The organism is Pseudomonas sp. NPDC096917 (genome assembly GCF_044762555.1).
In the GTDB taxonomy this organism is placed as follows: domain Bacteria; phylum Pseudomonadota; class Gammaproteobacteria; order Pseudomonadales; family Pseudomonadaceae; genus Aquipseudomonas.
The window spans coordinates 69,977-96,421 of record NZ_JBIWEO010000015.1 but is presented as its reverse complement, the minus strand read 5'-3'; the positions used below and the strand labels follow the sequence as shown (position 1 = coordinate 96,421).

At 57.3% G+C, this 26,445-nt stretch carries 24 protein-coding genes; 11 read left to right on the top strand and 13 right to left on the bottom strand.

The window, feature by feature from the left end; translation table 11 throughout:
• Positions 1–51: 51 nt before the first annotated feature.
• The 5 genes from topA to ACIQYF_RS17995 all read right to left on the bottom strand — a co-directional run bounded on the left by topA (position 52) and on the right by ACIQYF_RS17995 (position 7,274).
• Positions 52–2,679: a type I DNA topoisomerase gene (topA, locus tag ACIQYF_RS18015; RefSeq protein WP_402864534.1), complete on the bottom strand. Its 2,628-nt coding sequence runs from the start codon at positions 2,677–2,679 to the stop codon at positions 52–54.
• A 114-nt stretch (positions 2,680–2,793) separates the two neighbouring features.
• Positions 2,794–3,030: a DUF1653 domain-containing protein gene (locus tag ACIQYF_RS18010; protein ID WP_402864532.1), complete on the bottom strand. Its 237-nt coding sequence runs from the start codon at positions 3,028–3,030 to the stop codon at positions 2,794–2,796.
• Between the two features lie 86 nt (positions 3,031–3,116).
• A complete protein-coding gene (fadA, locus tag ACIQYF_RS18005; RefSeq protein WP_402864530.1) occupies positions 3,117–4,292 on the bottom strand; it encodes an acetyl-CoA C-acyltransferase FadA in 1,176 nt (391 codons plus the stop codon).
• Between the two features lie 27 nt (positions 4,293–4,319).
• Complete coding sequence (fadB, locus tag ACIQYF_RS18000) at positions 4,320–6,467, bottom strand: fatty acid oxidation complex subunit alpha FadB (RefSeq protein ID WP_402864528.1); 2,148 nt, start codon at positions 6,465–6,467, stop codon at positions 4,320–4,322.
• 369 nt (positions 6,468–6,836) lie between these two features.
• Positions 6,837–7,274, bottom strand: a complete 438-nt coding sequence (locus ACIQYF_RS17995; RefSeq protein WP_402864526.1) for a hypothetical protein — start codon at positions 7,272–7,274, stop codon at positions 6,837–6,839.
• 111 nt (positions 7,275–7,385) lie between these two features.
• Between ACIQYF_RS17995 and ACIQYF_RS17990 the strand changes: the two genes are divergently transcribed.
• The gene (locus tag ACIQYF_RS17990; protein WP_402864595.1) at positions 7,386–7,826 is read left to right on the top strand and encodes a universal stress protein; all 441 of its coding nucleotides are present in this window, start codon (positions 7,386–7,388) and stop codon (positions 7,824–7,826) included.
• Between the two features lie 103 nt (positions 7,827–7,929).
• Here the strand turns inward: ACIQYF_RS17990 and ACIQYF_RS17985 are convergent, their stop codons facing one another.
• The gene (locus tag ACIQYF_RS17985; RefSeq protein ID WP_402864524.1) at positions 7,930–9,846 is read right to left on the bottom strand and encodes an ATP-binding cassette domain-containing protein; all 1,917 of its coding nucleotides are present in this window, start codon (positions 9,844–9,846) and stop codon (positions 7,930–7,932) included.
• A 214-nt stretch (positions 9,847–10,060) separates the two neighbouring features.
• Here ACIQYF_RS17985 and ACIQYF_RS17980 point away from each other — a divergent pair, with 214 nt between their 5' ends.
• Positions 10,061–11,989, top strand: a complete 1,929-nt coding sequence (locus ACIQYF_RS17980; RefSeq protein ID WP_402864522.1) for a transglycosylase SLT domain-containing protein — start codon at positions 10,061–10,063, stop codon at positions 11,987–11,989.
• A gap of 53 nt (positions 11,990–12,042) precedes the next feature.
• Here ACIQYF_RS17980 and ACIQYF_RS17975 read toward each other — a convergent pair whose 3' ends face one another.
• The 3 genes from ACIQYF_RS17975 to yegS all read right to left on the bottom strand — a co-directional run bounded on the left by ACIQYF_RS17975 (position 12,043) and on the right by yegS (position 14,873).
• Entirely contained in the window at positions 12,043–12,849 is an 807-nt protein-coding gene (locus tag ACIQYF_RS17975; RefSeq protein ID WP_402864520.1) for an MOSC domain-containing protein, read from the bottom strand.
• Positions 12,850–12,928: 79 nt separating this feature from the next.
• Entirely contained in the window at positions 12,929–13,864 is a 936-nt protein-coding gene (locus ACIQYF_RS17970) for a chemotaxis protein (protein ID WP_402864518.1), read from the bottom strand.
• 109 nt (positions 13,865–13,973) lie between these two features.
• Entirely contained in the window at positions 13,974–14,873 is a 900-nt protein-coding gene (gene yegS / locus ACIQYF_RS17965) for a lipid kinase YegS (protein ID WP_402864516.1), read from the bottom strand.
• 175 nt (positions 14,874–15,048) lie between these two features.
• Between yegS and ACIQYF_RS17960 the strand changes: the two genes are divergently transcribed.
• Positions 15,049–16,494, top strand: a complete 1,446-nt coding sequence (locus tag ACIQYF_RS17960; protein ID WP_402864514.1) for a mannose-1-phosphate guanylyltransferase/mannose-6-phosphate isomerase — start codon at positions 15,049–15,051, stop codon at positions 16,492–16,494.
• Between the two features lie 114 nt (positions 16,495–16,608).
• Here the strand turns inward: ACIQYF_RS17960 and glp are convergent, their stop codons facing one another.
• Together glp and moaB are read right to left on the bottom strand one after the other, a co-directional pair.
• Positions 16,609–17,796, bottom strand: a complete 1,188-nt coding sequence (glp, locus tag ACIQYF_RS17955) for a gephyrin-like molybdotransferase Glp (protein WP_402864593.1) — start codon at positions 17,794–17,796, stop codon at positions 16,609–16,611.
• Between the two features lie 22 nt (positions 17,797–17,818).
• On the bottom strand, positions 17,819–18,358 hold the full coding sequence (moaB, locus tag ACIQYF_RS17950; protein WP_402864512.1) for a molybdenum cofactor biosynthesis protein B: 540 nt from the start codon (positions 18,356–18,358) through the stop codon (positions 17,819–17,821).
• Positions 18,359–18,436: 78 nt separating this feature from the next.
• Here moaB and mobA point away from each other — a divergent pair, with 78 nt between their 5' ends.
• Together mobA and ACIQYF_RS17940 are read left to right on the top strand one after the other, a co-directional pair.
• Complete coding sequence (gene mobA, locus ACIQYF_RS17945; protein WP_402864510.1) at positions 18,437–19,006, top strand: molybdenum cofactor guanylyltransferase MobA; 570 nt, start codon at positions 18,437–18,439, stop codon at positions 19,004–19,006.
• Between the two features lie 104 nt (positions 19,007–19,110).
• A complete protein-coding gene (locus tag ACIQYF_RS17940) occupies positions 19,111–19,332 on the top strand; it encodes a YgdI/YgdR family lipoprotein (protein ID WP_402864508.1) in 222 nt (73 codons plus the stop codon).
• Between the two features lie 160 nt (positions 19,333–19,492).
• On the opposite strand, the gene ACIQYF_RS17935 is transcribed toward ACIQYF_RS17940, so the two are convergent.
• The gene (locus tag ACIQYF_RS17935) at positions 19,493–20,383 is read right to left on the bottom strand and encodes a pseudouridine synthase (RefSeq protein WP_402864506.1); all 891 of its coding nucleotides are present in this window, start codon (positions 20,381–20,383) and stop codon (positions 19,493–19,495) included.
• A gap of 56 nt (positions 20,384–20,439) precedes the next feature.
• Positions 20,440–20,679: a glutaredoxin family protein gene (locus ACIQYF_RS17930; RefSeq protein ID WP_402864504.1), complete on the bottom strand. Its 240-nt coding sequence runs from the start codon at positions 20,677–20,679 to the stop codon at positions 20,440–20,442.
• A gap of 253 nt (positions 20,680–20,932) precedes the next feature.
• On the opposite strand from ACIQYF_RS17930, the gene ACIQYF_RS17925 reads away from it, so the two are divergent.
• The 6 genes from ACIQYF_RS17925 to ACIQYF_RS17900 all read left to right on the top strand — a co-directional run bounded on the left by ACIQYF_RS17925 (position 20,933) and on the right by ACIQYF_RS17900 (position 26,437).
• Positions 20,933–22,669, top strand: coding sequence for a cation:proton antiporter (locus ACIQYF_RS17925; protein WP_402864502.1), 1,737 nt, complete (start codon positions 20,933–20,935; stop codon positions 22,667–22,669).
• Positions 22,670–22,828: 159 nt separating this feature from the next.
• Positions 22,829–23,143: a YqjD family protein gene (locus tag ACIQYF_RS17920; RefSeq protein WP_402864500.1), complete on the top strand. Its 315-nt coding sequence runs from the start codon at positions 22,829–22,831 to the stop codon at positions 23,141–23,143.
• Position 23,144: 1 nt separating this feature from the next.
• Positions 23,145–23,519 carry a phage holin family protein gene (locus ACIQYF_RS17915; RefSeq protein WP_402864498.1) on the top strand — a complete coding sequence of 125 codons (375 nt, stop codon included), beginning with the start codon at positions 23,145–23,147 and terminating at the stop codon, positions 23,517–23,519.
• Positions 23,516–23,857 carry a hypothetical protein gene (locus tag ACIQYF_RS17910; protein WP_402864496.1) on the top strand — a complete coding sequence of 114 codons (342 nt, stop codon included), beginning with the start codon at positions 23,516–23,518 and terminating at the stop codon, positions 23,855–23,857. Before ACIQYF_RS17915 ends, ACIQYF_RS17910 begins: the two co-directional genes overlap by 4 nt.
• 226 nt (positions 23,858–24,083) lie before the next feature.
• Positions 24,084–25,415 (top strand): deoxyguanosinetriphosphate triphosphohydrolase, encoded by a 1,332-nt coding sequence (locus tag ACIQYF_RS17905; RefSeq protein ID WP_402864494.1) that lies wholly within the window; start codon positions 24,084–24,086, stop codon positions 25,413–25,415.
• A gap of 395 nt (positions 25,416–25,810) precedes the next feature.
• Positions 25,811–26,437 carry a response regulator gene (locus ACIQYF_RS17900; protein ID WP_402864492.1) on the top strand — a complete coding sequence of 209 codons (627 nt, stop codon included), beginning with the start codon at positions 25,811–25,813 and terminating at the stop codon, positions 26,435–26,437.
• Positions 26,438–26,445: the final 8 nt, after the last annotated feature.

Sequence of the window (26,445 nt, the reverse complement as noted above, 5' to 3'; positions counted from 1 at the left end):
GCGCAAGGCATGCAGCCCTTGCGCGGTTTTTTTTAGCCAGTCAGCTCGGTATCAAGCGTCTTTTTCTTTACGCTTGTCTTCGACTTTCCAGCTACCACCCTCGTAGAACGCACGCCAGCCTGTGGGCTTGCCATCCACTTCCGTCTGCACGTATTGCTCTTTGGTTTTGCGGCTGTAGCGAATAACCGCCGGGCGACCATCCGGGTCTTTCTTCGGCGCTTCACACAGAAAGTGATACTTGGGATCAATCTCATCCTTATGAGGAATGATCTCCATCACCAACGGCGCACGAGTTTCACGGTTTTTCGGGAACTGGCTCGCCGCCAGGAACAAGCCCGATGCACCGTCACGCAGGATGTAGGTGTCGTTGACTTTCTCGCACTTAAGCTCCGGCATTTTCACCGGATCCATTTTCGGAGGCGCCGCCTCACCGTTTTTCAGCAGTTTGCGGGTGTTTTTACATTCAGGGTTGGTGCAACCGAAGAACTTACCGAAACGGCCCGTTTTAAGCTGCATTTCGCTGCCGCACTTGTCGCACTCCAGGCTCGGCCCTTCGTAGCCTTTGATGCGGTAGTTGCCTTCTTCGATTTCGTAACCCACACAATCCGGGTTGTTACCGCAGATGTGCAGCTTGTGCTTCTCATCCAGCAGGTAGGCATCCATCGCCGTGCTGCAAATCGGGCAACGATGTTTGCCCAGCAGTACCAGCGACTCGGATTCACCTTCGTCGTCCGCAGCAATCTCGTCGCCCGGCACCAGGTTAACGGTGGCCTTGCAGCGCTCTTTCGGCGGCAGGCTGTACCCCGAGCAACCCAGGAACACGCCTGTCGAAGCCGTACGAATTTGCATCGGACGACCACATTCCTTGCACGCAATATCGGTCATGACCGGCTGGTTGGCGCGCATGCCGCCATCCGGCGCAGCTGCAACTTCAAGTTTTTTCTTGAAGTCGCCGTAGAACTCGTCAAGCACGTTTTTCCAGTCGCGCTCGCCTTGCGCCACGTCATCAAGGTTCTCTTCCATGCCGGCGGTGAAGCCATAGTCCATGAGGTCAGAGAAGCTCTCGGACAAACGTTCGGTAACGATATCGCCCATTTTTTCTGAGTAGAAACGGCGGTTGTGCAGCGCCACGTAACCACGGTCTTGAATGGTCCCGATAATCGCCGCGTAGGTCGAAGGACGACCAATACCGCGTTTTTCCATCTCTTTTACCAAGCTGGCCTCGGAGTAGCGCGCAGGTGGCTTGGTGAAGTGCTGACTCGGATCGAGATCGATCAGTTTGAGCACGTCGCCCTGAGCCATATCAGGCAATACGTCATCATCGCCCGGCTTGGTAATTTGCGGCATCACACGGGTATAACCGTCGAACTTCAGGATCCGGCCCTTGGCACGCAACTCGAAATCACCCGCCGCCACGCTAACGGTAGTCGACAGGTATTTGGCCGGCAGCATCTGGCACGCCACGAATTGACGCCAGATCAGCTCGTAGAGGCGCTCAGCGTCGCGCTCCATGCCCGACAGCTTGGTCGGGTGCATATTCACGTCAGAAGGACGAATCGCTTCGTGAGCCTCTTGTGCGCCTTCCTTGCTGCTGTAGACGTTGGGGGTCGGCGGCAGGTAGGACTCGCCAAACTCACCTTCAATGTAGGTGCGCGCCATCGCGACCGCATCGGCCGAGAGGTTAGTGGAGTCGGTACGCATATACGTGATGTAGCCCGCTTCGTACAAACGCTGGGCCATCATCATGGTTTTCTTCACCCCGAAGCCCAGGCGGTTACTCGCGGCCTGCTGCAAGGTGGAGGTAATAAACGGTGCCGATGGCTTGCTACTGGTCGGCTTGTCTTCACGCTTGGCAATGGTGTAGTTGGAGGCTTTGAGCTTCTCCAGCGCGACCATGGCCTGGGCTTCGTTCAGCGGCTTGAAGGCCTCGCCTTTTTCGCGGGCAACGTCGAAGCGTACTTTCGCGCCCTTGGCAGTGCCAAGATCAGCGTGAATTTCCCAGTACTCTTCAGGGTTGAACGCACGAATTTCACGCTCACGCTCAACCACCAGCTTCACGGCAACCGACTGCACGCGACCAGCCGACAGGCCACGGGCAATTTTTGCCCACAGCAGCGGCGACACCATATAACCCACGACACGGTCGAGGAAGCGACGCGCCTGCTGGGCGTTCACCCGATTGATGTCCAGCTCACCCGGCTTGGAGAAAGCTTCTTGAATCGCCTTCTTGGTGATTTCGTTGAACACCACGCGCTTGTAGCGGCTGTCATCACCACCAATGGCTTCGCGCAGGTGCCAGGCAATGGCTTCCCCTTCGCGATCCAAGTCGGTTGCGAGATAGATGGTGTCAGCATCTTTGGCGAGCCGGCGCAGCTCTTCGATGACCTTTTCCTTGCCAGGCAAGATCTCGTATTTGGCTTTCCAGCCATGCTCGGGATCGACCCCCATGCGCGAGATCAGCTGCTTTTGAGCCTTCTCTTTAGGCGACAGAGCCGGCGCTTCGCCCGCCGCTGCCTTACCACGCTTGGCAGCAGGTTCTTTGCTGGCGCTAGCCGAACCGCTGGTGGGCAGGTCTCGGATATGGCCGATACTCGACTTCACCACGTACTCGTTGCCCAAGTACTTGTTGATGGTCTTGGCCTTAGCCGGGGATTCCACAATGACCAGCGATTTGCCCATGGATCAGAAAATTCCTGAATTCTAGAAGTGAAAGGCGGTGAGCGCCTGACGCGGCACCGCTATATATAGTGGCTACAAGGTGAGGTCAAGCACAGGGTTCTGCGCGACCAGGCCTTATGGCCGAGAAAAAATGCTCGGTTCTGCCTCAATCAAGGCAAAACGCGGGACCTGCTCACCTTCAACGATGACCGTCTCAAGGAACATGCTCAACGGGCGAACCCAAAAGCCGTAATCGCCATACAGGGCTTGGTAAAACACCACTTCCTCTTCGGTTTCCGAATGGCGAGCGACATTGAATACCCGATATTGCGGCCCTTTGTAATGTTGATAGAGCCCAGGTTGTAGCGCCATGTTGCGGCCCCCTGCAAATAAAAAAAGAAAAACACCTAAAAACAAAAACCGGGGCACATGGCCCCGGCTTCTATCAACGCAACGCTTTAAACGCGTTCGAAGACAGTGGCAATGCCCTGGCCAAGACCAATGCACATGGTGGACAACCCGAAAGTGCCGCCATTTTGCTTCATCACATTGAGCAAAGTGCCGGAGATACGAGCACCCGAGCATCCAAATGGATGGCCCAGAGCGATTGCACCGCCGTGCAGGTTAACCTTCTCATTCATCTTGTCGAGCACTTTCAAATCTTTCAGCACTGGCAGAGCCTGTGCAGCGAAAGCTTCGTTAAGCTCAATGAAGTCGATATCGGCCATATTCAAGCCCGCGCGCTTCAATGCTTTTTGTGTAGCCGGTACTGGACCATAGCCCATGATTGCCGGATCAACACCCGCCACTGCCATCGAGCGGATCACGGCCAGCGGCTCAAGACCCAAGTCTTTAGCGCGCTGAGCCGACATCACGATCATGCATGAGGCACCGTCGGTAATCTGCGAGGACGTACCCGCCGTAACGGTGCCACCTTTAGGGTTAAACGCAGGCTTCAATGCCGCCAGGCTTTCCAGGGTCGTTTCCGGACGGATGGTTTCATCGTAGTCGAAAATTTTCAGGAAGCCGTTTTCGTCGTACCCCTGCATCGGGATGATTTCGTCTTTGAATTTGCCTTCAATCGTTGCCTTGTAGGCCAACTGATGAGAACGCACACCAAAGGCATCCTGTTGCTCACGGGTAATGCCGTGCATCTTGCCAAGCATTTCGGCGGTCAAACCCATCATGCCCGACGCTTTTGCCGCGTACAGCGACATATGCGGGTTAGGGTCAACGCCGTGCATCATGCTCACGTGGCCCATATGCTCGACGCCGCCAACCACGAACACGTCACCGTTACCGGTCATGATCGCTTGCGCAGCAGTGTGCAGGGCGCTCATGGAGGAACCGCACAGGCGGCTTACGGTTTGTGCCGCCGAAGTGTGCGGGATCTGAGTCATCAGCGACGCCATGCGCGCGATGTTCCAGCCCTGCTCCAGGGTCTGGTTGACGCAGCCCCAGATCACGTCTTCGACTTCGTTAGGGTCAACCTTGTTGTTGCGCTCCAGCACTTTGCTGATCAGGTGCGCAGACATGTCTTCAGCACGGGTGTTGCGGTGCATGCCACCCTTGGAGCGGCCCATCGGGGTGCGACCGAAGTCGACAATCACCACGTCTCTAGGATTCAAGCTCATAATTTCACTCTCACTCTAATGGGGCGCTTAACCGAAGAAGCTCTGACCGTTTTTGGCCATTTCACGCAGCTTCGCAGTCGGGTGGTACAGCGCGCCCAGTTCAGCGTACTGATCAGCCAGGGCTACAAACTGTGCAACACCGATCGAGTCGATGTAGCGCAGCGCGCCGCCACGGAACAGCGGGAAGCCAATGCCGTACACCAGGCCCATGTCGGCCTCGGCTGCGGTATCAACGATGCCGTCTTCCAGGCAGCGCACGGTTTCCAGGCACAGCGGGATCATCATCCAGTTGATGATGTCCTCGTCAGTGACATCGCGCTGCTCGTAGACAATCGGCTTGAGCACTTCAAGCACGCTCGAATCAACGACCTTCTTCTGCTTGCCCTTCTTGTCGGCCTCGTAGGCGTAAAAGCCCTTGCCGTTCTTCTGACCCAGGCGCTTGGCCTCGTAAAGCGCGTCGATCGCTGAGCGGCGGTCGTCTTTCATACGATCCGGGAAGCCCTCAGCCATCACGTCGCGACCGTGGTGTCCGGTGTCAATGCCGACCACGTCCATCAGGTACGCCGGGCCCATCGGCCAGCCGAATTTCTCCATCACCTTGTCGATACGCACGAAGTCGACACCGGCGCTGACCAGCTTGGCGAAACCGCCAAAGTACGGGAACAGAACGCGGTTGACCAAAAAGCCCGGGCAGTCGTTAACGACGATCGGGTTTTTGCCCATTTTCTTGGCGTAGGCAACGGTGGTGGCCACAGCCTGGTCGCTGGACTTCTCGCCACGAATCACTTCAACCAGCGGCATCATGTGCACGGGGTTGAAGAAGTGCATGCCGACAAAGTTTTCCGGACGCTTAAGGGCTTTGGCGAGCAAGCTGATGGAAATCGTCGACGTGTTGGACGCCAGAATGGCATCTTCCCGAACGTGGTTTTCCACCTCTGCCAGAACGGCTTGCTTGACCTTCGGATTTTCAACAACCGCTTCGACCACCAGGTCGACGTTGCCGAAATCACCGTAGGACAAAGTAGGACGAATGCCGTTAAGCACCTCGGCCATTTTTGCCGGGGTCATGCGGCCTTTATCAACGCGACCCACCAGCAGCTTGGCGGCTTCTGCCAGACCTTGCTCGATGCCGTGCTCGTTGATGTCTTTCATCAGGATCGGCGTGCCTTTGGAGGCCGACTGATAGGCAATACCGCCACCCATGATGCCTGCGCCGAGCACGGCAGCCTGCTTCACGTCTTTGGCGATCTTGTCGTAGATCTTGGCTTTCTTCTTCAGTTCCTGATCGTTCAGGAACAGGCCAATCAAACATTGCGAAGCACTGGTTTTCGCCAGCTTGGCAAAGCCTGTGGCTTCGACTTCCAGCGCCTTGTCACGACCGAAGTTCGCGGCTTTCTGGATGGTCTTGATCGCTTCAACCGGCGCCGGGTAGTTCGGGCCCGCTTGACCGGCGACGAAACCTTTGGCGGTTTCGAAAGCCATCATTTGTTCAATCGCGTTGAGCTTGAGTTTTTCAAGCTTCGGCTGGCGCTTGGCCTTGTAATCCAGCTCGCCACTGATAGCGCGCTTGATCAGGTCCAGCGCGGCAGTGCCCAGCTTGTCAGCGGTCACTACAGCATCAACGGCACTGACTTTGAGCGCGTCTTCAGCACGGTTTTCTTTACCCGAAGCGATCCACTCGACAGCATTATCAACGCCGATCAGGCGCGGCAGACGCACAGTGCCGCCGAAGCCTGGGTAGATGCCCAGTTTGACTTCTGGCAGGCCAATTTTGGCGCTGTCAGCCATGACGCGGAAATCCGCTGCCAGGCACATTTCCAGTCCGCCACCCAATGCGATGCCATTGATGGCCGCGACTGTCGGAACGTTGAGGTCTTCGAAATCACTGAAGATCTTGTTGGCTTCGAGGTTGCCCGCGATCAGCTCGGCATCCGGCAACTTGAAGTTTTCGACGAATTCGGTGATGTCTGCGCCGACGATAAAGACGTCTTTGCCACTGGAAACGATGACACCCTTGACCGAAGCATCTGCCTTGATCGCATCCACTGCCTGACGCAATTCGTTCAGGGTTAGACGATTGAACTTGTTGACGGACTCACCCTTGAGATCGAACTTGAGTTCGACGATGCCACTTTCAAGAGCCGTAACCGTGATGGCTTTACCTTCGTAAATCATCAACTGATCTCCACGATATGGAAGCTGAACAGTACACGTCGGACGCTAGCGTCTGGCTGTCATTGACCTTTGCGTCAATGTTGATGCCAATCCGCCAGGCACACCCGCCAACGCGATAATCGGGGTTCTGCGAGCGCTGCCTGACAAGACAAACACTCAATTCATACGCCCGTTTGATTTGGGTGTGGACACCTTCACGGAAAAGCCATCGATTGTCAATTGTCCGAAACAACGATGACAAAACGACTCGCCGGTCACTTTAAAACCGGTCAAACAACAAACAAGAATAGACAGCGTTTTTGCACAGCGGCGCTCAAGCGCACTGCGTGTGGGCAGCAAGCCAGCCTCCCACAGAAGATACAGACAGATTTACGCCAGCGCCTTAAGCACTTCATCAATCGCCTTCAGCACGTCTGGCTCGCCCTTCTCACCCCAGTACAAGGCAATCATCTGGGTCCCGGCTTCGACCTTGTACACATTCGCCGGCAGCTTTTTAAACTGCGCCAACAGGCGCTCATCGACACACTCTTCACGCCACTGATTGACCCATATTCCTGGCGATGATTGCCAATAGCACCATGTTTCAGGTTTAGTACTGCGCCGCGGGCGATGGAATTGCGCGCAAGACCCCGGCGGCTCGGGTTCGAGCCAATGCGGCCATTCCTGGCTCGCCAGTTGCATTGCTAACCCCATGCGCCGCGCCTCCATCCGCAATGCCATTCGACCACTTTGGCGCCGCGAAGGACGCAGCCATGCCAAAGGGCTCAGAACCAGCGCCAGGATTGACACCACTATCCATACCGTCATATTTCTACTCTCATTACCTGATAAACGAGTTGCCCCCGATCCAAGCCTCTACAAAGGGGTCATACTCATAACTAATCGCCATTTACAGGAGCGCTTCACATGACCTCGCCGATGCCCTACAAACATATTTTGGTTGCCGTCGACCTGACCGAAGAATGCGACCCGGTAATTTATCGCGCCAGCGCCAGCGCTGAAGCCAACCATGCAAAACTGTCACTCATCCATATCGTTGAGCCGATGGCAATGGCCTTTGGCGGCGATGTTCCGATGGATCTGTCGCAATTGCAGCAACAACAATTCGACCAAGCCAAAGAACGCCTTGATCGGTTGATAGACATATACCCGCAACTGAACAAAGAAAACTGCCACCTCAAATATGGCCAGCCACGCCAGGAGATACACGGCTTCGCTAAAGAGCACGGCTGCGAACTGATTGTGGTCGGCAGTCATGGCCGCCACGGACTGGCATTGCTGCTGGGCTCCACCGCCAATGACGTTTTGCATGGCGCGCCGTGCGACGTATTGGCCGTGAGCCTGAAAAAAGCTGATTAAAGATTAATGCTGCTCAGTCAAGAGCTGCACCCCGCCCGGCAACAGCAAAAAAGCCCGACCCTTGGTAAAAGGGCCGGGCTTTTTCATTTCAGCCAGCGGTCAATCAGGCATCCAGCTCAGCCCAGCGCTCAACCAATTGCTCAAGCTCGGCTTGCAGCTTTTCCAGCTTGGCGATGACTTCGGCCGTTTGCGCAGCCGGGCGCTGATAAAAATCCGCTTTCGCCATTTCAGCTTCAACGTCCGCAATGGCTTGCTCTTTGGCCTCGATGTCAGCCGGCAACGCTTCCAGCTCACGCTGCAGCTTGTAGCTAAGTTTCTTCTTGGCCGCAGGTGCAGGCTGTGCAGCGGCCGGAGCCGGTGCGGCAGTCACCACCGCCGAGTTCAAGTCAGCTTTTCCGGACTTGCTCTCGGTGACGCCCAGCAGGCGCGGCGAGCCGCCCTGACGCAGCCAGTCCTGATAACCGCCCACGTATTCACGCACCTTGCCTTCACCTTCGAAGACCAGGGTGCTGGTCACCACGTTGTCGAGGAATGCCCGGTCGTGGCTTACCATCAATACGGTGCCCTGGAAGGTCAGCAGCACTTCTTCCAACAGCTCGAGGGTTTCTACGTCCAGGTCGTTGGTCGGTTCGTCGAGGACCAGCAAGTTCGCCGGCTTGCTGAACAGCTTGGCCAGCAACAGACGCGCACGCTCACCACCCGACAGCGCCTTGACCGGCGTGCGGGCACGCTGAGGGCTGAACAGGAAATCACCCAGGTAGCTGAGGACGTGACGGCTTTGACCATCGATGTCGATAAAGTCGCGGCCTTCAGCCACGTTGTCGATCACGGTTTTTTCCAGGTCCAACTGATGACGCAATTGGTCGAAGTACGCCACGTCGATACGTGTGCCCTCTTCAACTTTGCCGTCGGTCGGTTGCAGACCGCCGAGCATCAGCTTCAACAGTGTGGTTTTACCCGTACCATTGGCGCCCAGCAGACCGATACGGTCGCCGCGCTGCAGCACCATCGAGAAGTCCTTGATCAGGAACGGACCGTTCGGGTGAGCAAAACTGACGTTTTCCAGCACCATCACTTGCTTGCCGGACTTGTCGGCGGTGTCCAAAAGAATGTTGGCCTTGCCCGTGCGCTCACGGCGCTCGCTGCGCTCTACCCGAAGGGCTTTCAAGGCGCGAACGCGGCCTTCGTTACGGGTACGACGAGCCTTGATGCCCTGACGAATCCACACTTCTTCCTGAGCCAGACGCTTGTCGAACAAAGCGTTGGCGGTTTCTTCTGCCGCCAGGGTGGCTTCCTTGTGCACCAGGAAGCTGGCGTAGTCGCCGTTCCAGTCAATCAGGCCGCCACGGTCCAGCTCAAGAATCCGGGTGGCCAGGTTCTGCAAGAAGGAACGGTCGTGCGTGATGAACAGAACAGCGCCCTGGAAGTCCTTCAGGGCCTCTTCCAGCCACGCGATTGCGCCGATATCCAGGTGGTTGGTCGGTTCGTCGAGCAGCAGCAGATCCGGCTCGGAAACCAGTGCTTGCGCCAGCAGGACGCGGCGACGCCAGCCACCGGACAATTCGGCGAGGGTTTTGTCAGCTGGCAACTGCAAGCGGCTCAGCGTGCTGTCGACCAGTTGCTGCAAGCGCCAGCCGTCACGGGCTTCAAGGTCTTGCTGGACATGCATCAATTTGTCCAGGTCGGCATCGGTGACGATGTTCTGGCTGAGGTGATGGTACTGAGCCAACAACTCGCCGACACCGTCCAGGCCTTCGGCCACAACGTCGAACACGGTCCGCTCGTCGGCTACCGGCAACTCTTGCGGCAACTCGCCAATCTTGAGGCCGGGTGCGCGCCAGACAGAGCCGTCGTCGGGTTTCTGGTCACCTTTTACCAGCTTCATCATGCTGGACTTGCCGGTGCCATTGCGGCCGATGATGCACACCCGCTCTCCACGGGCGATCTGCCAGGACACCTTGTCCAACAACGGCGTAGAGCCGAAAGCAAGGGACACATCGCTGAATTTGAGCAGGGTCATGAGCTTCTCCAAAAACTGGGCGCGCATTCTACCTGATTTGAGCCCGCAGGCGGCCGGGTATTTCTTGTACGGGCGTCCCAGCCCCTCATTTAGTTGCAAGTTGGACCGGTTGGCCGGCAAGGCTTTCACGGCTCGCTGGCAAAAGGCTAAGCTAGGAGGCAATCAGTGCGGCCCACCTCGCACTTGTCGTGATCTTTACCTGTCCGGAAGCCTCATGCGCAGTCGTCTTTTCAACTTTTTATCCTGCCTGCTTCTCACCAGCTGCGCCGTGCAATCCACGCTGGCCGCAGACCTGACTCAACAACGCCAACTGTACGACGACGCCAAACGTGCCTTGGCCAAAGGTGACTCCGGCCCTTATTTTCAAAATGCCGCGGCCCTGCGCAGCTACCCACTGACACCTTACTTGGCGTATGACGAACTGACCGCCCGCCTGAAGTCTGCCAGCAACACCGAGATCGAGCAGTTTTTGGCCGAGCATGGCGACCTGCCGCAAGCCAACTGGATGAAACTGCGCTGGCTGCGCTGGCTGGCAGACCGTGGCGATTGGGCCACCTTCGCCAAGTACTACGACCCCAAGCTCAACTTCACCGAACTCGATTGCCTGAACGGCCAGTATCAGCTCAACCACAACCTTAAGGCCGAAGGCTATGCCAACGCCGAGAAGCTCTGGCTGGTGGGCAAGGCGCAACCGGCCGCCTGTGATGCGCTGTTCAGCCAATGGGCAGCCGAAGGCCAACTGACCGAGCAAAAACGCTGGCAGCGGGTCAAACTTGCCGCCGAAGCACGCAATTATGGGCTGGCCACGTCGCTGGCCAGTGGCCTTACCACCTTGGGCCCACAAGCCAAGCTCATGATCGACGTGGCGCAGAAGCCCGACATGCTCAGCCAGCCGTCACGCTTTGTCCCGGCCAGCGAGGCCATGTCGGACGCGGTCGGCCTTGGCCTGCGACGCCTGGCACGCCAAGACCCGGAAAAGGCTGCGGCACTGCTCGACACATACGCCACTAACATGCACTTTTCACGTGACGAAAAAGTGTCCATCGCCCGAGAAATCGGCCTGACGTTCGCCCGCCGCTACGACAGCCGCGGCCTGGACATCATGACCAAGTACGACCCGGAGCTGCGGGACAACACCGTCACCGAATGGCGCCTGCGCCTGCTGCTGCGCCTCGCGCGCTGGGAAGACGCCTACCAGCTGACCAAAAAGCTGCCGCAAGACCTGGCAACCACCAACCGCTGGCGTTACTGGCAAGCTCGCAGCCTGGAATTGGCCGAACCGAAAAACCCGCAAGCGCTGGTGCTGCTCAAAAGCGTCGCCAAGGAACGTGACTTCTACGGCTTCCTCGCCGCTGATCGGGCGCAAACGCCTTATCAGCTCAACAACCGACCGCTGATGCTCAGCCCGCAACTGGTCAACAAAGTGCGCAACACGCCGGGCGTGCAGCGTGCCTTGGAGTTCCATGCGCGCGGTCAAGTGGTCGACGGTCGGCGCGAATGGTATTACGTCAGCCGCCATTTCAATCGTGACGAAATGGTCGCCCAAGCCAAGCTGGCTTACGACCTGAAGTGGTATTTCCCGGCCATCCGCACCATCAGTCAGGCGCAATATTGGGATGATCTGGATATTCGTTTCCCCATGGCGCACCGCGACACTCTGGTGCGCGAAGCTAAAGTGCGAGGGCTGCACTCAAGCTGGGTTTTCGCCATTACGCGTCAGGAAAGTGCCTTTATGGACGACGCCCGTTCCGGGGTCGGCGCCAGCGGTTTGATGCAATTGATGCCGGCTACCGCCAAAGAGACTGCACGCAAGTTCAGCATCCCGCTGGCCTCGCCCCAGCAAGTGCTGGACCCGAACAAGAATATCCAGCTGGGCGCTGCTTACCTGAGTCAGGTGCATGGCCAGTTCAACGGCAATCGGGTGCTCGCATCTGCCGCCTATAACGCAGGGCCGGGCCGTGTCCGACAGTGGCTCAAAGGGGCTAACCACTTGGGCTTTGATGTATGGATTGAGAGCATTCCATTCGACGAAACCCGTCAATACGTGCAGAACGTATTGTCTTATTCGGTGATCTACGGACAGAAACTCAACGTGCCACAGCCGTTGGTTGACTGGCATGAACGCTATTTTGATGATCAGTAATCACTCAAACCCTGGGTAGGAGCGAGCTTGCTCCTACCGTTAGAGGCTCGGGGTTATTCCAGGATTGTGACCGGCATCCCGACTTCCAACACGCCCTCGCCGTCATTCACAAGGTTTTGCCCGAACATGATGCCGTCTGCCTGTTTGCGATAGGTCATCAGGGTCGCCAGCGGTTCGCGATTGGCGTCACGCTCGCCGGTTTGCGGGTCGATGGTGGTCAGGATGCAGCGCGAGCACGCCTTGACCACACGAAATTCAACATCGCCAATGCGGATGCGCTTCCAACCGTCTTCGGCAAACGCTTCGCTGCCTTCAATCACCAGATTGGGACGAAAACGCAGCATCTCCATCGGGCGCCCGACCTTGCTGGAAATGTCATCGAGCGAAGCCTGCCCAATCAGTAACAACGGGTAGCCATCGGCGAACGCCACTTTGTCATCGTCGTGCCCGTAGCCCGCTTCTGTCGTGCGCGCCCGCTCCAGCGGCACATGCACCAATCGCACCGGCTTATCGACAAAGCGGCTCAGCCACTGCGCCGCCTCATCCCCGGCATCCGGCACACGCAAAGTGTCACGCCAGAGGGTGACTCCTCGCAAATGCTGATCAGGATGGGGCAGTGCAACCTCCAAAGAATCAAAACCTGGTGCGCTCAAGGTCAGACCTTCGCCAGCATTCCACAGGGCAGACAGCTGGCTCATTTGGGGGTCAGCGCGCTGCGTCAGAAATCGCCCGCTCACTTCGTCCACCAACATCCAGCGGCGATCACCGACCAGCCCCAACTTGTCGAGTCGGGCTTGAGACAGGCGTTCACCCTTGCCGGATTTGAGTGGAAAACGATAAAGCGCACTTAGGCGAAGCATGGGCACAGCTCCCTGCGAGATAAAAAAACCACAGTATACGAGCCGCTAGCCACTGCAAAGATCTGCTGGTTGCGTCGGATCAGGCAGGCACTTCATCAAGTATTAAACGCTGACGCACGACATCAACCAATTTATCCGGCTGGAATTTGGAGAGGAAATTGTCACACCCCACTTTCTTCACCATCGACTCATTGAAGCTGCCCGACAACGAGGTGTGCAGCACCACATACAGTTCGCGCAAGCGCGGGTCATTACGAATTTCTGTGGTCAGACGGTAGCCGTCCATCTCCGGCATTTCGGCATCGGTGAACACCATCAGCAATTTGTCGGTCATCACCTGCCCCGAATCGGCCCAGCGCTTGAGCAGGGTCAAAGCCTTGAGGCCATCACTGGCGATGTGCATTTTGATGTCCAGTTGCGAAAGGGTTTCGCGCAACTGCGCCAGGGCCACGCTGGAATCGTCGACCAGCAGCACTTCACGCCCGCGGGCACGCTCCAGCACCGGATCTTCAAGCTTCTCGCGCGACACCTTGGCGTTATACGGCACGATCTCGGCCAGCACTTTTTCCACGTCAATGATCTCGACCAACTGCTCGTCGACCTTGCTGATGGCGGTCAAGTAATGCTGGCGCCCGGCGCTGCTCGGCGGCGGCAAAATGGCTTCCCAGTTCATGTTGACGATCCGGTCTACGCTGCCGACCAGAAACGCCTGTATCGACCGGTTGTACTCGGTCACGATAATCGTGCTGTCTGGCCCCGGCACCACCGGCCGCATGCCGATGGCCTGGGACAGATCAATCACCGGCAGCGTCTTGCCACGCAGGTTAACCACCCCGCAAACATGCGGATGGCGGTGCGGCATCAAGGTCAACTTTGGCAGTTGCAACACCTCTTGCACCTTGAACACGTTGATCGCGAACAACTGGCGTCCCGCGAGGCGAAACATAAGAAGCTCCAGTCGGTTTTCACCCACCAACTGCGTTCGCTGGTCTACCGTGTCGAGAATGCCGGCCATAGATTATTCCTGGGCGTAGGTGCTAAAGATCAAAGGCTATCGACCCCACGCCCCGATTCTTTACCCCGCAAAACGCCTGCCGCCAAATATAATGGCCATATGACACCCTTCATGGTTCAAGGCTCAGCAACGGCGATGCTTCAGGCATGTGCACCCTCAGCGCGCCTTTGCGTGCGGTAAAGCGCAAGCTCTCGCCGGATAACGGCTCACCATCCAGATTGAGTGACAAACCTTGAGCCGTCTTGATCTCAACCCATGGCAAACGCGCCCGGACGAACAGGTTATCCAGCCCCCAACCATCGGCCATGAGGTTTTTAAGGGTTCCCACGACCTCTTGTGGGGCCGGCAAGATACTCACATCCAGCAACCCGTCATCAGCCAGCGCCTGCGGGCACAACTCATGCCCGCCGCCCGCCTGACGCCCATTGCCGATCCCCAGCGCCAACAACTCACCTTTCCAGTGAAAATCCGGGCCTTGCAACTCTGCATACGCGGCCTGCAATTCGCTGAAACGCGACAGCCCCGTAAACAAATAGGCGGCACCTCCGAGAACTTTCTTCAGGTCTTCGGAGGTATTGGCGGTGACCTGACTGCCAAACCCACCCGTGGCCATGTTCAAAAAGTATTGCCCGCCGACTTCGCCCAGATCAATTTCCCGGGCCGGAGCATCCAGCAACGCCAGCGCTTCGCGAGGTTCCAGAGAAACACCCGCGGCACGGGCAAAGTCATTGGCCGTGCCTAACGGCAACAGCACCAGACTGGCGGTGGTGTCCGCGAGCGCCATGGCTTCGGCAATATCGCGCAAAGTGCCGTCACCGCCACCGGCAATCAACTGGGTGTAGCCCGCGGCTAGCGCCTCGTGCACCAGACGCTGAGCGTCACCGGCTTCCCAGGTCAGGCGCACCGCCAGCTCGCGCCCCATTGAACGTTGATGCTCAACCGCAGCCCGAACGTCCTCGTTCATCGCTTGCTTGCCGTGCAAAATCAAAAATGCTTTACCTGCACTCATGCGTCATCTCCTGGTGAGTCTGATTTTTTTGGACAACAGCCAGTCAAAAAAGACCCAACTTTCATGATTTATTTGCCAAATAACCACTCGCGGGCGCCAACGAGTCGCTCAATGCGCCGGAACCGGTCAGACTTCTCCCCCCAACAGCAGCCCATTAACCCTGGAGGCGTTCTGAGTGAGCACACTCATCCCCTGCATCATCGCCGGTGGCGCGGGCACTCGACTCTGGCCGGTGTCGCGTGAGGCCATGCCCAAACCATTTATGCGTTTGCCCGATGGCGAGAGCCTGCTGCAAAAAACCTTTATGCGCGCCATCGAGTTGCCAGGAGTGCAGCAGTTACTGACGGTGACCAACCGCGACGTGTTTTTCCGCACGCTCGATGACTATCGCCCGATAAATGATAGCGACGTGGCGCTAGAGTTCATTCTTGAACCATTTGGCCGCAACACCGCCCCTGCCATTGCAGCGGCCGCGTTGCAAATAGCCGAACGCTACGGCGCAGAGACACACCTACTGGTGTTGCCCGCCGATCACTTGATCACTGACGTTGCGGCCTTCAAACAGGCGGTCGAGTATGCACGGCAACTGGCAGACCAAGGCTGGCTGGTGACCTTCGGTATTTTGCCGACCCGGGCCGAGACCGGTTTTGGCTATATAGAAAAGGGCCCGGCGCTCAGCAGCAATGGTTTTGAGGTAGCACGTTTCGTTGAAAAGCCCGATGCCACAACGGCTCAACGGTTCCTGGAGGGTGGTCAGCACCTATGGAACAGCGGCATGTTCTGCATGCGCGTCGACAGCCTGCTGCAAGAACTCAACAAACACGCGCCGCACATAGTGAGTGCCGTCAGCCATTGCCTGGTTAACAGCCAAATATTTGGGGGCCAACAGCATCGCCATCTCGAACTCGACAGTCAAACCTTCGCTCTGGTACCCGATATTTCCCTCGACTACGCGTTAATGGAATGCTCGAAAAAAGTCGCCGTGGTGCCCTGTCAACTTGGCTGGAGCGATATTGGCAGTTGGCAGGCCGTCAGTGACTTGAGCCCTGCTGATGCCAATGGCAACCACTGCACGGGCGAAAGCGTGCTGCACGATGTGCATAACTGCTATATCGACTCGCCCACGCGCCTGGTCGGCGGGGTTGGCCTGAATAAGCTGATTATCATCGACACCCCGGACGCCCTGCTGGTCGCCGATGCAACCCGCACTCAGGACGTCAAATACATCGCTCAGGCGCTTAAACAGCAAGGCCACGACGCCTATCGCCTGCACCGCACCGTGATCCGGCCCTGGGGCAGCTACACCGTGCTGGAGGAAGGCCCGGGCTTCAAACTCAAACGCATAGTGGTAAAGCCTCAGGGCGCGCTGTCGTTGCAACTGCACCGTCATCGCAGCGAGCATTGGATAGTCGTCAGCGGCACCGCACAGGTGACCAATGGCGATCAAGCATTTGTGTTGGGCTGTAACGAGTCGACCTTTATCAAACCCGGCCGTCAGCACCGCCTGGTAAATCCGGCAGACGTTGATTTGGTGATCATCGAGGTGCAATGCGGGGAGTACGTGGGCGAAGACGACATCGTGCGCTTCACGGATAGGTATGGGCGTGTCGAAAAACCGTAGCCACGCAGGGGGCTGTCGAGGCACGAAGGCTACGATCTTTTGATTCCTGGGGCAAAAACCAAGACCCAAAATCGCAGCCTTCGCCAGTTCCTACGGGGAATGGGAGGTGCCGGCTTAACCCAGCACTTCACTCAACGGGATGAATCCAACCCCATCACCTTCGACCAGTGTGCTGTGTTCGAGCACTTCGACCAGCCCTTCGGCCCAGGCGGCGCTGCGCAAAACACCCGAACTCTGGTTTTTGTAGATGACGGCCCGGCCCTGCTCCAGGCGGCCGCGCAGGTATTCGCGGCGATTGCCCGGCTTGGGCCAGACAAACCCGGCGGGCACCTGAAACTTCAGCGGCTCAACCGTTTGCACGCCCTGACGGCGCAGCAGGTAGGGCCGGGCCAACAGGGCAAATGTGACCAGGGTCGAGGCTGGATTGCCCGGCAAGCCAATCACCGGGACGCCACGAAAGTGCCCGAAGGTCAGAGGTTTTCCGGGCTTGATTGCCAGCTTCCATAGGGCCAACTCGCCCGCTTCGCGCAGGGCAAGACCCAAAAAGTCTGCCTCGCCGACCGATACGCCACCCGTGGACAAGATCAGATCGACCGCCCCCAGCTCAGCCAAACGCTGGCGGGTCGCGGGTAAGTCATCGGGCAAGATGCCCGCATCGACCACTTCGCAGCCCAGGCGCGTCAACCAACTGCACAGCAACACGCGGTTGCTGTTGTAGATCTGCCCCGGCCCCAGCGGCTGGCCCGGTTCGATCAATTCATCACCGGTCGACAACACAGCGACCTTGACGCGGCGAATCACTTGCAGGGTTGCGCACCCCAAGGACGCCGCCAGCCCTTGCTCGATAGGGCCAAGGCGCGTGCCTGCAGGCAGCACGGTTTCGCCAACCGTGGTTTCCTGACCCTGTGGGCGAATGTTCTGCCCCACACGCAGCGCCTCGGTGAACAGCACCCGCTCATTGGCCTGCACCTGAGCGTTTTCCTGCATCTCGACGCAATCGGCACCCGCCGGGACCGGGGCCCCGGTGAAGATTCGCGCGCAGGTTCCGGGGGCCAAGGGCTCAGGGGCCTGACCGGCGAAAATCCGCTGGCTGACGGGTAACGGCGCCCCAGTCCAATCGGCCAGGTTAAGCGCGTAACCGTCCATGGCGCTGTTGGGCCACGGCGGCAAGTCCAGGGTCGCGATCAGGTCATTGGCCAGAACCCGACCGTCACTCTCGGCCAAAAGCACTGACTCGCTCTCGCGGATCGGTGCGGCTTCGGCCAGCGCCAGCAATCGCTCAAGCGCCACCTCTACGGGCATCAGCTCACCCGTGCGCCCCGGCTTACCCACGGGTTTCACAGGCCGGGGCCTGCTTCAAGTGCACGACAAAGTTGCAAGGACGATGGCGGGCGTCCAGTTGCTCGGCCAAAATTGCGTCCCAGCCCGTGCGCACGGCATTGGTCGAACCCGGCAGGCAGCACACCAGCGTGCCGTTGGCCAAACCGGCCAAGGCCCGTGATTGCACGGTCGAGGTGCCGATGTCGGCCACCGATATCTGACGGAACAACTCGCCAAAACCATCCACCTGCTTATCCAGTAAGCAGCTCACCGCTTCTGGCGTGCTGTCACGGGCGGTAAAGCCGGTGCCGCCGGTGATCAGCACCACTTGCACCTCATCATCGGCGATCCAGGTGGCGACCTGCGCGCGAATTTTATAGAGGTCATCCTTGAGCAGTACCCGCGCCGCCAAGTGATGCCCAGCCTCGTTCAGGCGGTCGACAAAGACCTGCCCAGAGGTGTCGGTTTCCAGAGTGCGGGTATCGCTGACGGTCAAAACTGCGATGTTTAGAGGGACAAAAGGCGTATCAACCTTGGCTTTCATAGACGAGGTCCAGTTGTAGGAAAAACAGTCCGATGTTATATCACGCCCTTCTTTTGCCTGGCTGAGCGGAGTCAATCCATGCACCCGTTTCACAGTTCGATTTTGCTGCTGGCCGGTGGCCGCGGCCAGCGCATGGGCGGTCAGGACAAAGGCTTGGTGATCTGGCAGGGTTTGCCGTTGATTGCCCATGTTCAGCGGGCTGCACGTCCATTGACGGATGACCTGATCATTTCGTGCAATCGCAACCACGCCCAGTACGCCACGTATGCCGATCGAGTGGTCAGCGATGACAACGATGACTTTGACGGCCCGCTGGCGGGCATTCGTGCAGGTTTGGCGGTTGCCCGGCATTCGCATCTGCTGGTGCTGGCGTGCGATGTGCCCAAGATCGACAGCGATTTACTCAGGACCCTGATCGACACCGCCGCTCACTCACCGGATCAACCGGTCATGGTGCGTCAGGGCGAACACTGGGAGCCCTTGTTCTGCGTGATTCCGACCGCATCGGCCCCGGCATTCGAAGCCGCCTGGCAAGCGGGCGAACGCAGCCCGCGCAAAATCATGCTCCAGCTCAATACGCGAGCGTTGCAATGCAGCGAACATGATCCACGCCTGAGTAACTTCAACACCGCGCACTTTCTTAAATAACAGCCCACGCTGCCCTTGTGAGACTAGCCAAGGAACTTGCTGACGATGTATACGTCTCAAGGACAGTGATTACTATCAGCACTTTTATTTGTTGGAGATAAACAATGACTCATCGGACTCTCGCCGCTCTTATGCTCACTGCTGGCCTGGCCGCCCTTGCTGGCTGTGCTTCGCCATCCGTGATCACGCTGAACGACGGCCGCGAAATCCAGACAGTCGATGCCCCTAAATACGATGAAGACTCGGGTTTCTACCAGTTCAAGCAATTGGACGGTAAAACCACCCGCATCAACAAGGATCAGGTTCGTACCGTTAAAGAGCTGTAAGCCCTGGCGCTTGCGTACTCAAAACAAAACCCGCCTCGTGCGGGTTTTGTTTTTTACAGACACTCGATTAACGCGGTATATCACCGAACCACCCAAGCCACTGGCGCTGCATCGCAAGTCAGGCTCACTGCTGGCTATTTAAGGCATGAAGGCACAACCACTACCAATCCAGATGAATCCGGCTCTCGAAGAAACGCTCTTCACCCGTCAGCGGGTCTGCAAAGCGCAAACCCTGCGCCAGCAATTTCAGCGGTTTGGCGTAATCATCAACCGCGTCCTTGATCACCTGCGGATAGAACGGGTCATTGCAAATCCCTGCCCCCAGCGCCGCCATGTGCACCCGTAGTTGATGCTTTTTACCCGTTACCGGGTACAGCGCATAACGCCATAAATCACCCTTTTTCTCACAGACCTCGATACGGGTTTGCGTATTACTGACGCCCGGCCCTTCCTGCATGCGGAAAAACGGCTCGCCCTCCACCAAACGGCTTTCATGCACGCGCGGCAACTCAAGTTCAGGCAAGGCGCGGGCAATGGCTTCGTAACGCTTTTCGATCTTGCGCGTGGGAAATAAAGACTGATAAGCCGAACGACTGGCCGGATTGGCCGAAAACAACACCAGACCAGCGGTATGCCGGTCGATACGGTGCAGCGGCACCAGATGCGGGTTATCCAGCGTACGGATGAGACGACGCAGCAGCGTCTGTTCAACGTATTCACCCGCCGGGGTCACGGGTAGAAAATGCGGTTTGTCCGCCACCACCAGATGCTCGTCGGCATACAGGATGGTTTCTTGCGCCGCAATGGGTGTCTCGTTGGGCACTTCACGAAAATAGTGAATGCGCAGGCCTTCTTTGTAAGCCAGTTGTGGGCTGATCGGCGCCCCGTGGGCGTCCAGCACACGGCCCCGGGCAATTCGGTCAAGCCATTGCTCACGGCTGATGGCCCGAAAGTGTCCGCACAAACAATCGAGCACTGTGAGCCAGGCGCCCGGCGGCAGATACAAAGTGCTGGCTTGATGCTCGGCGGCGTTAAACAGCTCGGTCGACATAAAAAACTCTGAACAGGAAATGCAGCCCGCGATTATCGCGCACCGAGCGTCGAGGTCTACAGCAGAAAATTGGCCACCTGCTCAGTATCAAATGGCCAATCCAGCTCCTGGCCCGTATCGCCACGACGCAACACCGGAATACGCAAGCCATAGGCTTCAAGGGTCTGCTCGCTGTCCGCGATGTCGACCAGCTCAACCATCAACCCGCAGTCGAGGACCAAAGGCATCACGACGTCTTCGGCCAATTCACATAAATGGCAACCCAAGGTGCCGAACAACTGACATTCGGGAGGCATCAATAATGACCTTATATAAAATAGGCATTCATTTTAGGAGCCTTGCCCGAACACGTCGACCCGTTTGCGCGCACCACCCAACCAAGGTGCTAAACAATAGAGTCGCCCTACCGTACTGCTTGCGACTACGCTTGCTCAGCATCCTGCGATTTAATCTGATGAATACCGGCCTGGCTGACCTGCATCAGCGCCCCATCCGCCCATTTGCCGGATGCTCGCGGCTTTTTTATTCGAACCGACAAGGAAGACTTTCGTGTTTGCCAATTTGTTAATCATCCTTGCCTCGTCACTGGTGGTCATTGCCCTGTTTCGACGCCTGCAACTGCCGCCAGTACTGGGTTATTTGTGTGTGGGCCTGTTCATTGGCCCGACCGCGCTGAACTGGGTCAATGACAGCCCGGACCTGCCGGACCTCGGCGAGTTGGGGGTGGTGTTTTTGCTGTTTTCGCTGGGCCTGGAATTCTCGCTGCCCAAGATGCTCAAGCTGCGGCGCGTGGTGTTTGGCCTCGGCAGTTTGCAGGTCTTAGGCACGACAGTGGTGCTGGGCGGGCTGCTGTATGCGTTTGGGATGAGCACCAACAGCGCGCTCCTGCTCGGTGCCGGCCTTGCCTTGTCGTCCACGGCCATCGTCAGCAAAGAGCTGACCAGCCTCGGGGAAATCTTTAGTCGTCATGGCCAAAACGCTATTGGCGTGTTGCTGTTTCAAGACGTCGTAGCGGTATTGCTGCTGACGCTGGTGCCGGTGTTTGCAGGCAGCAGCGACCAAGCCTGGTATTGGGCCTTGCCGACGACCTTGGGCAAAACCGTGATTTTGTTTGTCGGCCTGCTCATCACCAGCCGCCTACTGCTGCCGCGTCTGTTCCATGAAGTGGCGGCCTCGCGTTCTGCCGAGCTGTTTGTGTTGCTGGCCCTGGTGATTGTGCTGGTCACAGCATGGCTCACCCATTTATTGGGCCTGTCGCCCGCGCTGGGCGCGTTCCTCGCCGGTATGCTACTGGGCGAGAGCCATTACCGGCATCAGATTGAAGCCGACATCCGGCCCTTTCGCGACATTCTGCTGGGGCTGTTTTTCGTCAGCATTGGCATGCTCATCGACCTGCAATTATTTCTGCACCACGGCTTCCTGATTCTGGGCCTCACGCTGACCCTGATGCTGATCAAGGGGTGCGTGGTAGCGACTCTGGTCAAACTGCGCGGCAGCGACGCAGAAACGGCATGGCGAAGCGGCCTGGCGCTGGCTCAAGGCGGTGAGTTCTGCTTTGCACTGATGGCACAAATGCAACTCAATGCGCTGATCCCGTCTGAAGACGCGCCTTATTTGCTCGCGGCCACCTTCTGTTCGATGCTGCTCACCCCCTTGCTGCTGCGCGCCGCACCACAAATCGCTGCCAGCCTGCACCGCAAGTCGAATGAAGAAGCCGAGCTGGAAGAAATCGCCGCGCAAAGTGCCGAGTTGCAGGGGCATGTCGTGATCTGTGGCTACGGCCGCGTCGGTCAGTCCATCGGGCGCTTTCTACGCCGCGAAAACCAGGAATTCATCGCTCTGGACTACGATCCGGACCGGATTCAAGAGGCCACCAAAACCGAAAATTCGGTGCATTACGGTGACGCCCGACGGGGTGATTTACTCCGGGCTGTAGGCTTGGACCGTGCACGCCTGCTGGTGATCGCGGTGGACAACAGCGATATTGCAATGAGTGTGCTTAAAGAGGCCCGGCTGATTACCCTCGATGTGCCGGTACTGGTCAGAACCCGCGATGACAGCAAACTCGTCGAACTCAAAGCGGCCGGGGCCACCGAAGTGGTGCCCGAATTGCTGGAGTCCAGCTTGATGCTGGCTTCGCATGCGCTGATATTGCTCGGACTGCCTGAAAAAACCGTGCGCCAGCGCGTGGATGAGGTTCGCCATAATCGCTACCACTTGCTCGAAGGCTGCTTTGAAACCCCTGACTCGCGTGACGGACCAGGTTTTACCCGCGAAGGCGAATAATTTAAGGTAAGGTTTCACGCGTCTTCGGGTCTAAACGGTCTAGGCTCTGCGTTTCAGGGCATTGACTGCTCAGAGTCGTTGCCTGAAGTGAAGATTTGCAGTGAACCTTCAGCGAATGCCTACACTCGAACCATCAAGAAGCCACACACGGAGTTAACCATGGCCCGCAAAACAGCAAAGAATGCTCAAGAAATCCTCAAGGCCGATTTACAGACCTTGGTCAACGACACTGAACGCCTGCTGGAACACAGTGCTTCGTTGGCTGGCGAACAGGCAGACGAATTGCGTGCACAGATCAAGCTGAGCCTGCTCAATGCCCGCGAGTCTCTGGAACAGACCAAAGAGTCGTTGCAAGAGCGTGGTGAAGCCGCCGTCGCCGCCACTGAAGATTATGTTCAGGCAAACCCGTGGCAGTCAGTCGGCATTGCCGCCGGGATCGGCTTTTTGATTGGCCTGTTGGCTACCCGGCGCTGATATGAGTAACGAAGAATCCGGCTCCCGTTCCTCACCGCGGCGCCTGGGTGCCGCGTTTCTGGGCCTGCTGCACAGCCACGTCGAGTTGCTGGGCATAGAACTGCAAGAACAAAAAGCGCGCACGGTCAGCCTGTTGTTGTTTGCCGGGCTGGCACTGGTATTCGGGCTGTTGCTGCTGATCGGCCTGTCGGCGCTGATATTGATTGTGCTGTGGGACAGTTACCGCCTGGCCGGCATTATCGGGCTCTGCGTGTTTTATGCACTGGCAGCGGTGTTCTGCGGCTTGCGCCTTAAAGCGGCGGTGTTCGATGAGTCCTCTCCTTTCAACGCCACGCTCGAAGAGCTGGCCAAAGACCGCGAGCGTTTGATGCCATGAGCCTGCCTGAAATGCCGCACAACCCCTCGCGCCGCGAAATGCGCAAAATGTTGATTCGCCTGCGCATGGAAATGCATCGCCAGGAGATTCGTCATGAAACCCAACAGCTTATGGAGCCGCTGCAAAAAATGCGCGGCATGACCACCAACTGGCAAGAAAACCTGGGAATCAAGCACGGGCCCCTGTGGGGCGTCGGGCTTGTCACCCTGCTCGGTTTTCTGACCGGCAAGGGCGCTAAAAGCAAAGGGGCTGGAGGCATGCCCCGCTTAATCGGGCTCACCACCAGCCTGTTGCCGCTGATCAAACTGGTTATCCAGGGTTCATCGCGCAAGCCTTGAGCCAAAAAACGGCAGTGGTCGCTGACGAAGGCTGCGAAGGGTTGCGGAGCCACCCGTTACCTTGAAGCACCTGCGGTCCTTATCGCAGCCTGCAACAGCGACTACACGTTCAGCCGCATTCACGGTTTGTAGACATCCTCAGGCCCCATTTGAAACCCTGTGCACCTTGCGCCATGCAGCGTGAAGCGCGAAGCTGGCTCATCAGTCATTGACGGAGCACTGCGCCTTGGATTGGCAAACCCTGCTTAACCGCGAACGTCTTGGAAAACCTCACCACGGCACCGAAGAACTCGGGCGCAGTCCTTTTCACAAAGATCACGACCGGATTATTTTTTCTGGCGCCTTTCGCCGTCTGGGACGTAAAACCCAGGTGCACCCGGTCAACAGTAACGACCATATCCATACTCGACTCACCCACTCGCTTGAAGTCAGTTGCGTAGGCCGCTCACTGGGCATGCGAGTCGGTGAAACCATACGCAGCACCTTGCCCGAATGGTGCGACCCCGCTGATCTGGGGATGGTGGTGCAATCTGCTTGCCTGGCCCACGACATCGGCAACCCGCCCTTTGGCCACTCCGGCGAGGACGCCATCCGCAACTGGTTCCAGCAGGCCGCTGGCAAGGGCTGGCTAGATGACATGAGTGAAGCCGAGCGTAACGACTTCTTGAGTTTTGAAGGCAACGCACAAGGTTTCAGGGTACTCACCCAACTTGAATATCATCAGTTCGATGGTGGCACACGCCTGACCCACGCCACGCTGGGCACTTTTCTCAAGTACCCGTGGACTGCGCGCCATGCTGACTCTCTGGGGTACAAAAAGCATAAGTTCGGGTGTTATCAAAGCGAACTTCATCTGCTGGAAAACATTGCCCACAAACTGGGCCTGCCACAGATAGAAGACCAGCGCTGGGCACGCCACCCTCTGGTGTACCTGATGGAAGCGGCTGATGACATCTGCTACGCGCTGATCGACCTTGAAGACGGCCTGGAAATGGACCTGCTGCAGTACGTCGAGGTCGAGTCCCTGCTGCTGAATCTGGTGGGCGAAGACCTGCCTGAGACCTATCGCCAACTCGGCCCCCAGGATTCCCAACGACGCAAGCTGGCAATTCTGCGGGGCAAGGCCATTGAACACCTGACCAACGCCGCAGCCCGCGCCTTTGTCGAGCAGCAAGACGCGCTGCTGGCCGGCACCCTGCCGGGAGACCTGGTCGAACACATGCATGGCACGGCCAAGCGCTGCGTGCTGGATGCCAAAGACATGGCGCGCAAGAAAATCTTCCAGGACAAACGCAAAACCCTGCATGAGATTGGCGCCTACACCACGCTGGAAATCCTGCTAAATGCCTTTTGCGGCGCAGCTCTGGAGCAACATGGTCAGAAGCCCCTGTCGTTCAAGAATCGACGTATTCTTGATTTGCTGGGCAATAACGCCCCTGCTGCTGATTGGTCACTGCATCGCTCGTTTATGCGCATCATCGACTTTATTGCAGGCATGACCGACAGCTATGCCACGCAGATGGCCAGAGAAATGACCGGTCGCTCCAGTCCCGTCTGAAGTGTGCCCACCCTTGGAAACAGGGGTGGGCGTAGCGCAAAATCGCTGGCGATTAACCCTGCTGTTTTAACCCTCGGCATCTTTACCCAAACATACAGCCAGGGTGCTCATATACTTATTTCTTGATGTAAATAACCCGAAGCAAAAATAAAACAACTCGTAGGAATATTCCTAATATAGCCAGGGACACATAAAACCACTTGCAACCCAGCACCAAACAAACGATTCAGCACGATATTAAATAGCCTCTTCCCCTCTAACAAATCGTGAGTTCACGCCTTATTTAACGTAGGAATATTCCCATACTACGTTTGTAGGCTGCCCCCTTCGTGTTCCCGCTCATACATCTGAGCTAAGGTGCGCGCTTTCCATGCAGCTCTTTAAGGGAATTTAATATGAACACGATTTTTATTGTCGACGACCATCCGGTAATCCGCCTGGCTATTCGCATGTTGTTAGAACATGAGGGTTATGAAATAGTCGGCGAAACCGACAATGGCGTAGATGCGATGCAAATGATCCGCGAATGTGTCCCAGATCTGATTATTCTCGATATCAGCATTCCGAAACTCGACGGCCTGGAAGTGTTAGCACGTTTTAACGCAATGAATTCAACCCTAAAAACCCTGGTCCTGACGGCCCAGTCACCGGCCCTTTTTGCCATGCGCTGCATGCAGTCGGGCGCGGCCGGATATGTGTGCAAACAAGAAGAACTAAACGAACTTGTCAGCGCAATAAAAGCTGTATTTTCTGGCTACAATTACTTCCCCAGTCAAGCATTGACTCCTGAAAAACCGGGCGATGAAAACTCTTCGGAACTCGAGTTATTTAAATCAGTCAACGACCGGGAACTCATGGTCCTGAAGCTGTTTGCACAAGGGAAAACTAACAAGGAAATAGCCACCGGCATGTTTCTTAGTAATAAAACCGTGAGCACTTATAAAAAGCGGCTCATGCAAAAACTGAAAGCCAATTCCCTGGTCGACCTTATCGAACTGGCAAAACGCAACGCCTTAGTGTGAGAAACAGG

Bases quoted from the DNA above. Each gene is read 5' to 3' on its own strand.
- fadA (WP_402864530.1), bottom strand. From the start codon at position 4,292: ATGAGCTTGAATCCTAGAGACGTGGTGATTGTCGACTTCGGTCGCACC.
- ACIQYF_RS17900 (WP_402864492.1), top strand. From the start codon at position 25,811: ATGAACACGATTTTTATTGTCGACGACCATCCGGTAATCCGCCTGGCT.
- ACIQYF_RS17910 (WP_402864496.1), top strand. From the start codon at position 23,516: ATGAGCCTGCCTGAAATGCCGCACAACCCCTCGCGCCGCGAAATGCGC.
- ACIQYF_RS17975 (WP_402864520.1), bottom strand. From the start codon at position 12,849: ATGCTTCGCCTAAGTGCGCTTTATCGTTTTCCACTCAAATCCGGCAAG.
- glp (WP_402864593.1), bottom strand. From the start codon at position 17,796: ATGCCCGTAGAGGTGGCGCTTGAGCGATTGCTGGCGCTGGCCGAAGCC.
- fadB (WP_402864528.1), bottom strand. From the start codon at position 6,467: ATGATTTACGAAGGTAAAGCCATCACGGTTACGGCTCTTGAAAGTGGC.
- ACIQYF_RS17980 (WP_402864522.1), top strand. From the start codon at position 10,061: ATGCGCAGTCGTCTTTTCAACTTTTTATCCTGCCTGCTTCTCACCAGC.
- ACIQYF_RS17920 (WP_402864500.1), top strand. From the start codon at position 22,829: ATGGCCCGCAAAACAGCAAAGAATGCTCAAGAAATCCTCAAGGCCGAT.
- ACIQYF_RS17935 (WP_402864506.1), bottom strand. From the start codon at position 20,383: ATGTCGACCGAGCTGTTTAACGCCGCCGAGCATCAAGCCAGCACTTTG.
- ACIQYF_RS18010 (WP_402864532.1), bottom strand. From the start codon at position 3,030: ATGGCGCTACAACCTGGGCTCTATCAACATTACAAAGGGCCGCAATAT.
- topA (WP_402864534.1), bottom strand. From the start codon at position 2,679: ATGGGCAAATCGCTGGTCATTGTGGAATCCCCGGCTAAGGCCAAGACC.
- moaB (WP_402864512.1), bottom strand. From the start codon at position 18,358: ATGAAAGCCAAGGTTGATACGCCTTTTGTCCCTCTAAACATCGCAGTT.
- ACIQYF_RS17995 (WP_402864526.1), bottom strand. From the start codon at position 7,274: ATGACGGTATGGATAGTGGTGTCAATCCTGGCGCTGGTTCTGAGCCCT.
- ACIQYF_RS17970 (WP_402864518.1), bottom strand. From the start codon at position 13,864: ATGGCCGGCATTCTCGACACGGTAGACCAGCGAACGCAGTTGGTGGGT.
- ACIQYF_RS17915 (WP_402864498.1), top strand. From the start codon at position 23,145: ATGAGTAACGAAGAATCCGGCTCCCGTTCCTCACCGCGGCGCCTGGGT.
- ACIQYF_RS17940 (WP_402864508.1), top strand. From the start codon at position 19,111: ATGACTCATCGGACTCTCGCCGCTCTTATGCTCACTGCTGGCCTGGCC.
- ACIQYF_RS17930 (WP_402864504.1), bottom strand. From the start codon at position 20,679: ATGCCTCCCGAATGTCAGTTGTTCGGCACCTTGGGTTGCCATTTATGT.
- ACIQYF_RS17990 (WP_402864595.1), top strand. From the start codon at position 7,386: ATGCCCTACAAACATATTTTGGTTGCCGTCGACCTGACCGAAGAATGC.
- ACIQYF_RS17985 (WP_402864524.1), bottom strand. From the start codon at position 9,846: ATGACCCTGCTCAAATTCAGCGATGTGTCCCTTGCTTTCGGCTCTACG.
- mobA (WP_402864510.1), top strand. From the start codon at position 18,437: ATGCACCCGTTTCACAGTTCGATTTTGCTGCTGGCCGGTGGCCGCGGC.
- yegS (WP_402864516.1), bottom strand. From the start codon at position 14,873: ATGAGTGCAGGTAAAGCATTTTTGATTTTGCACGGCAAGCAAGCGATG.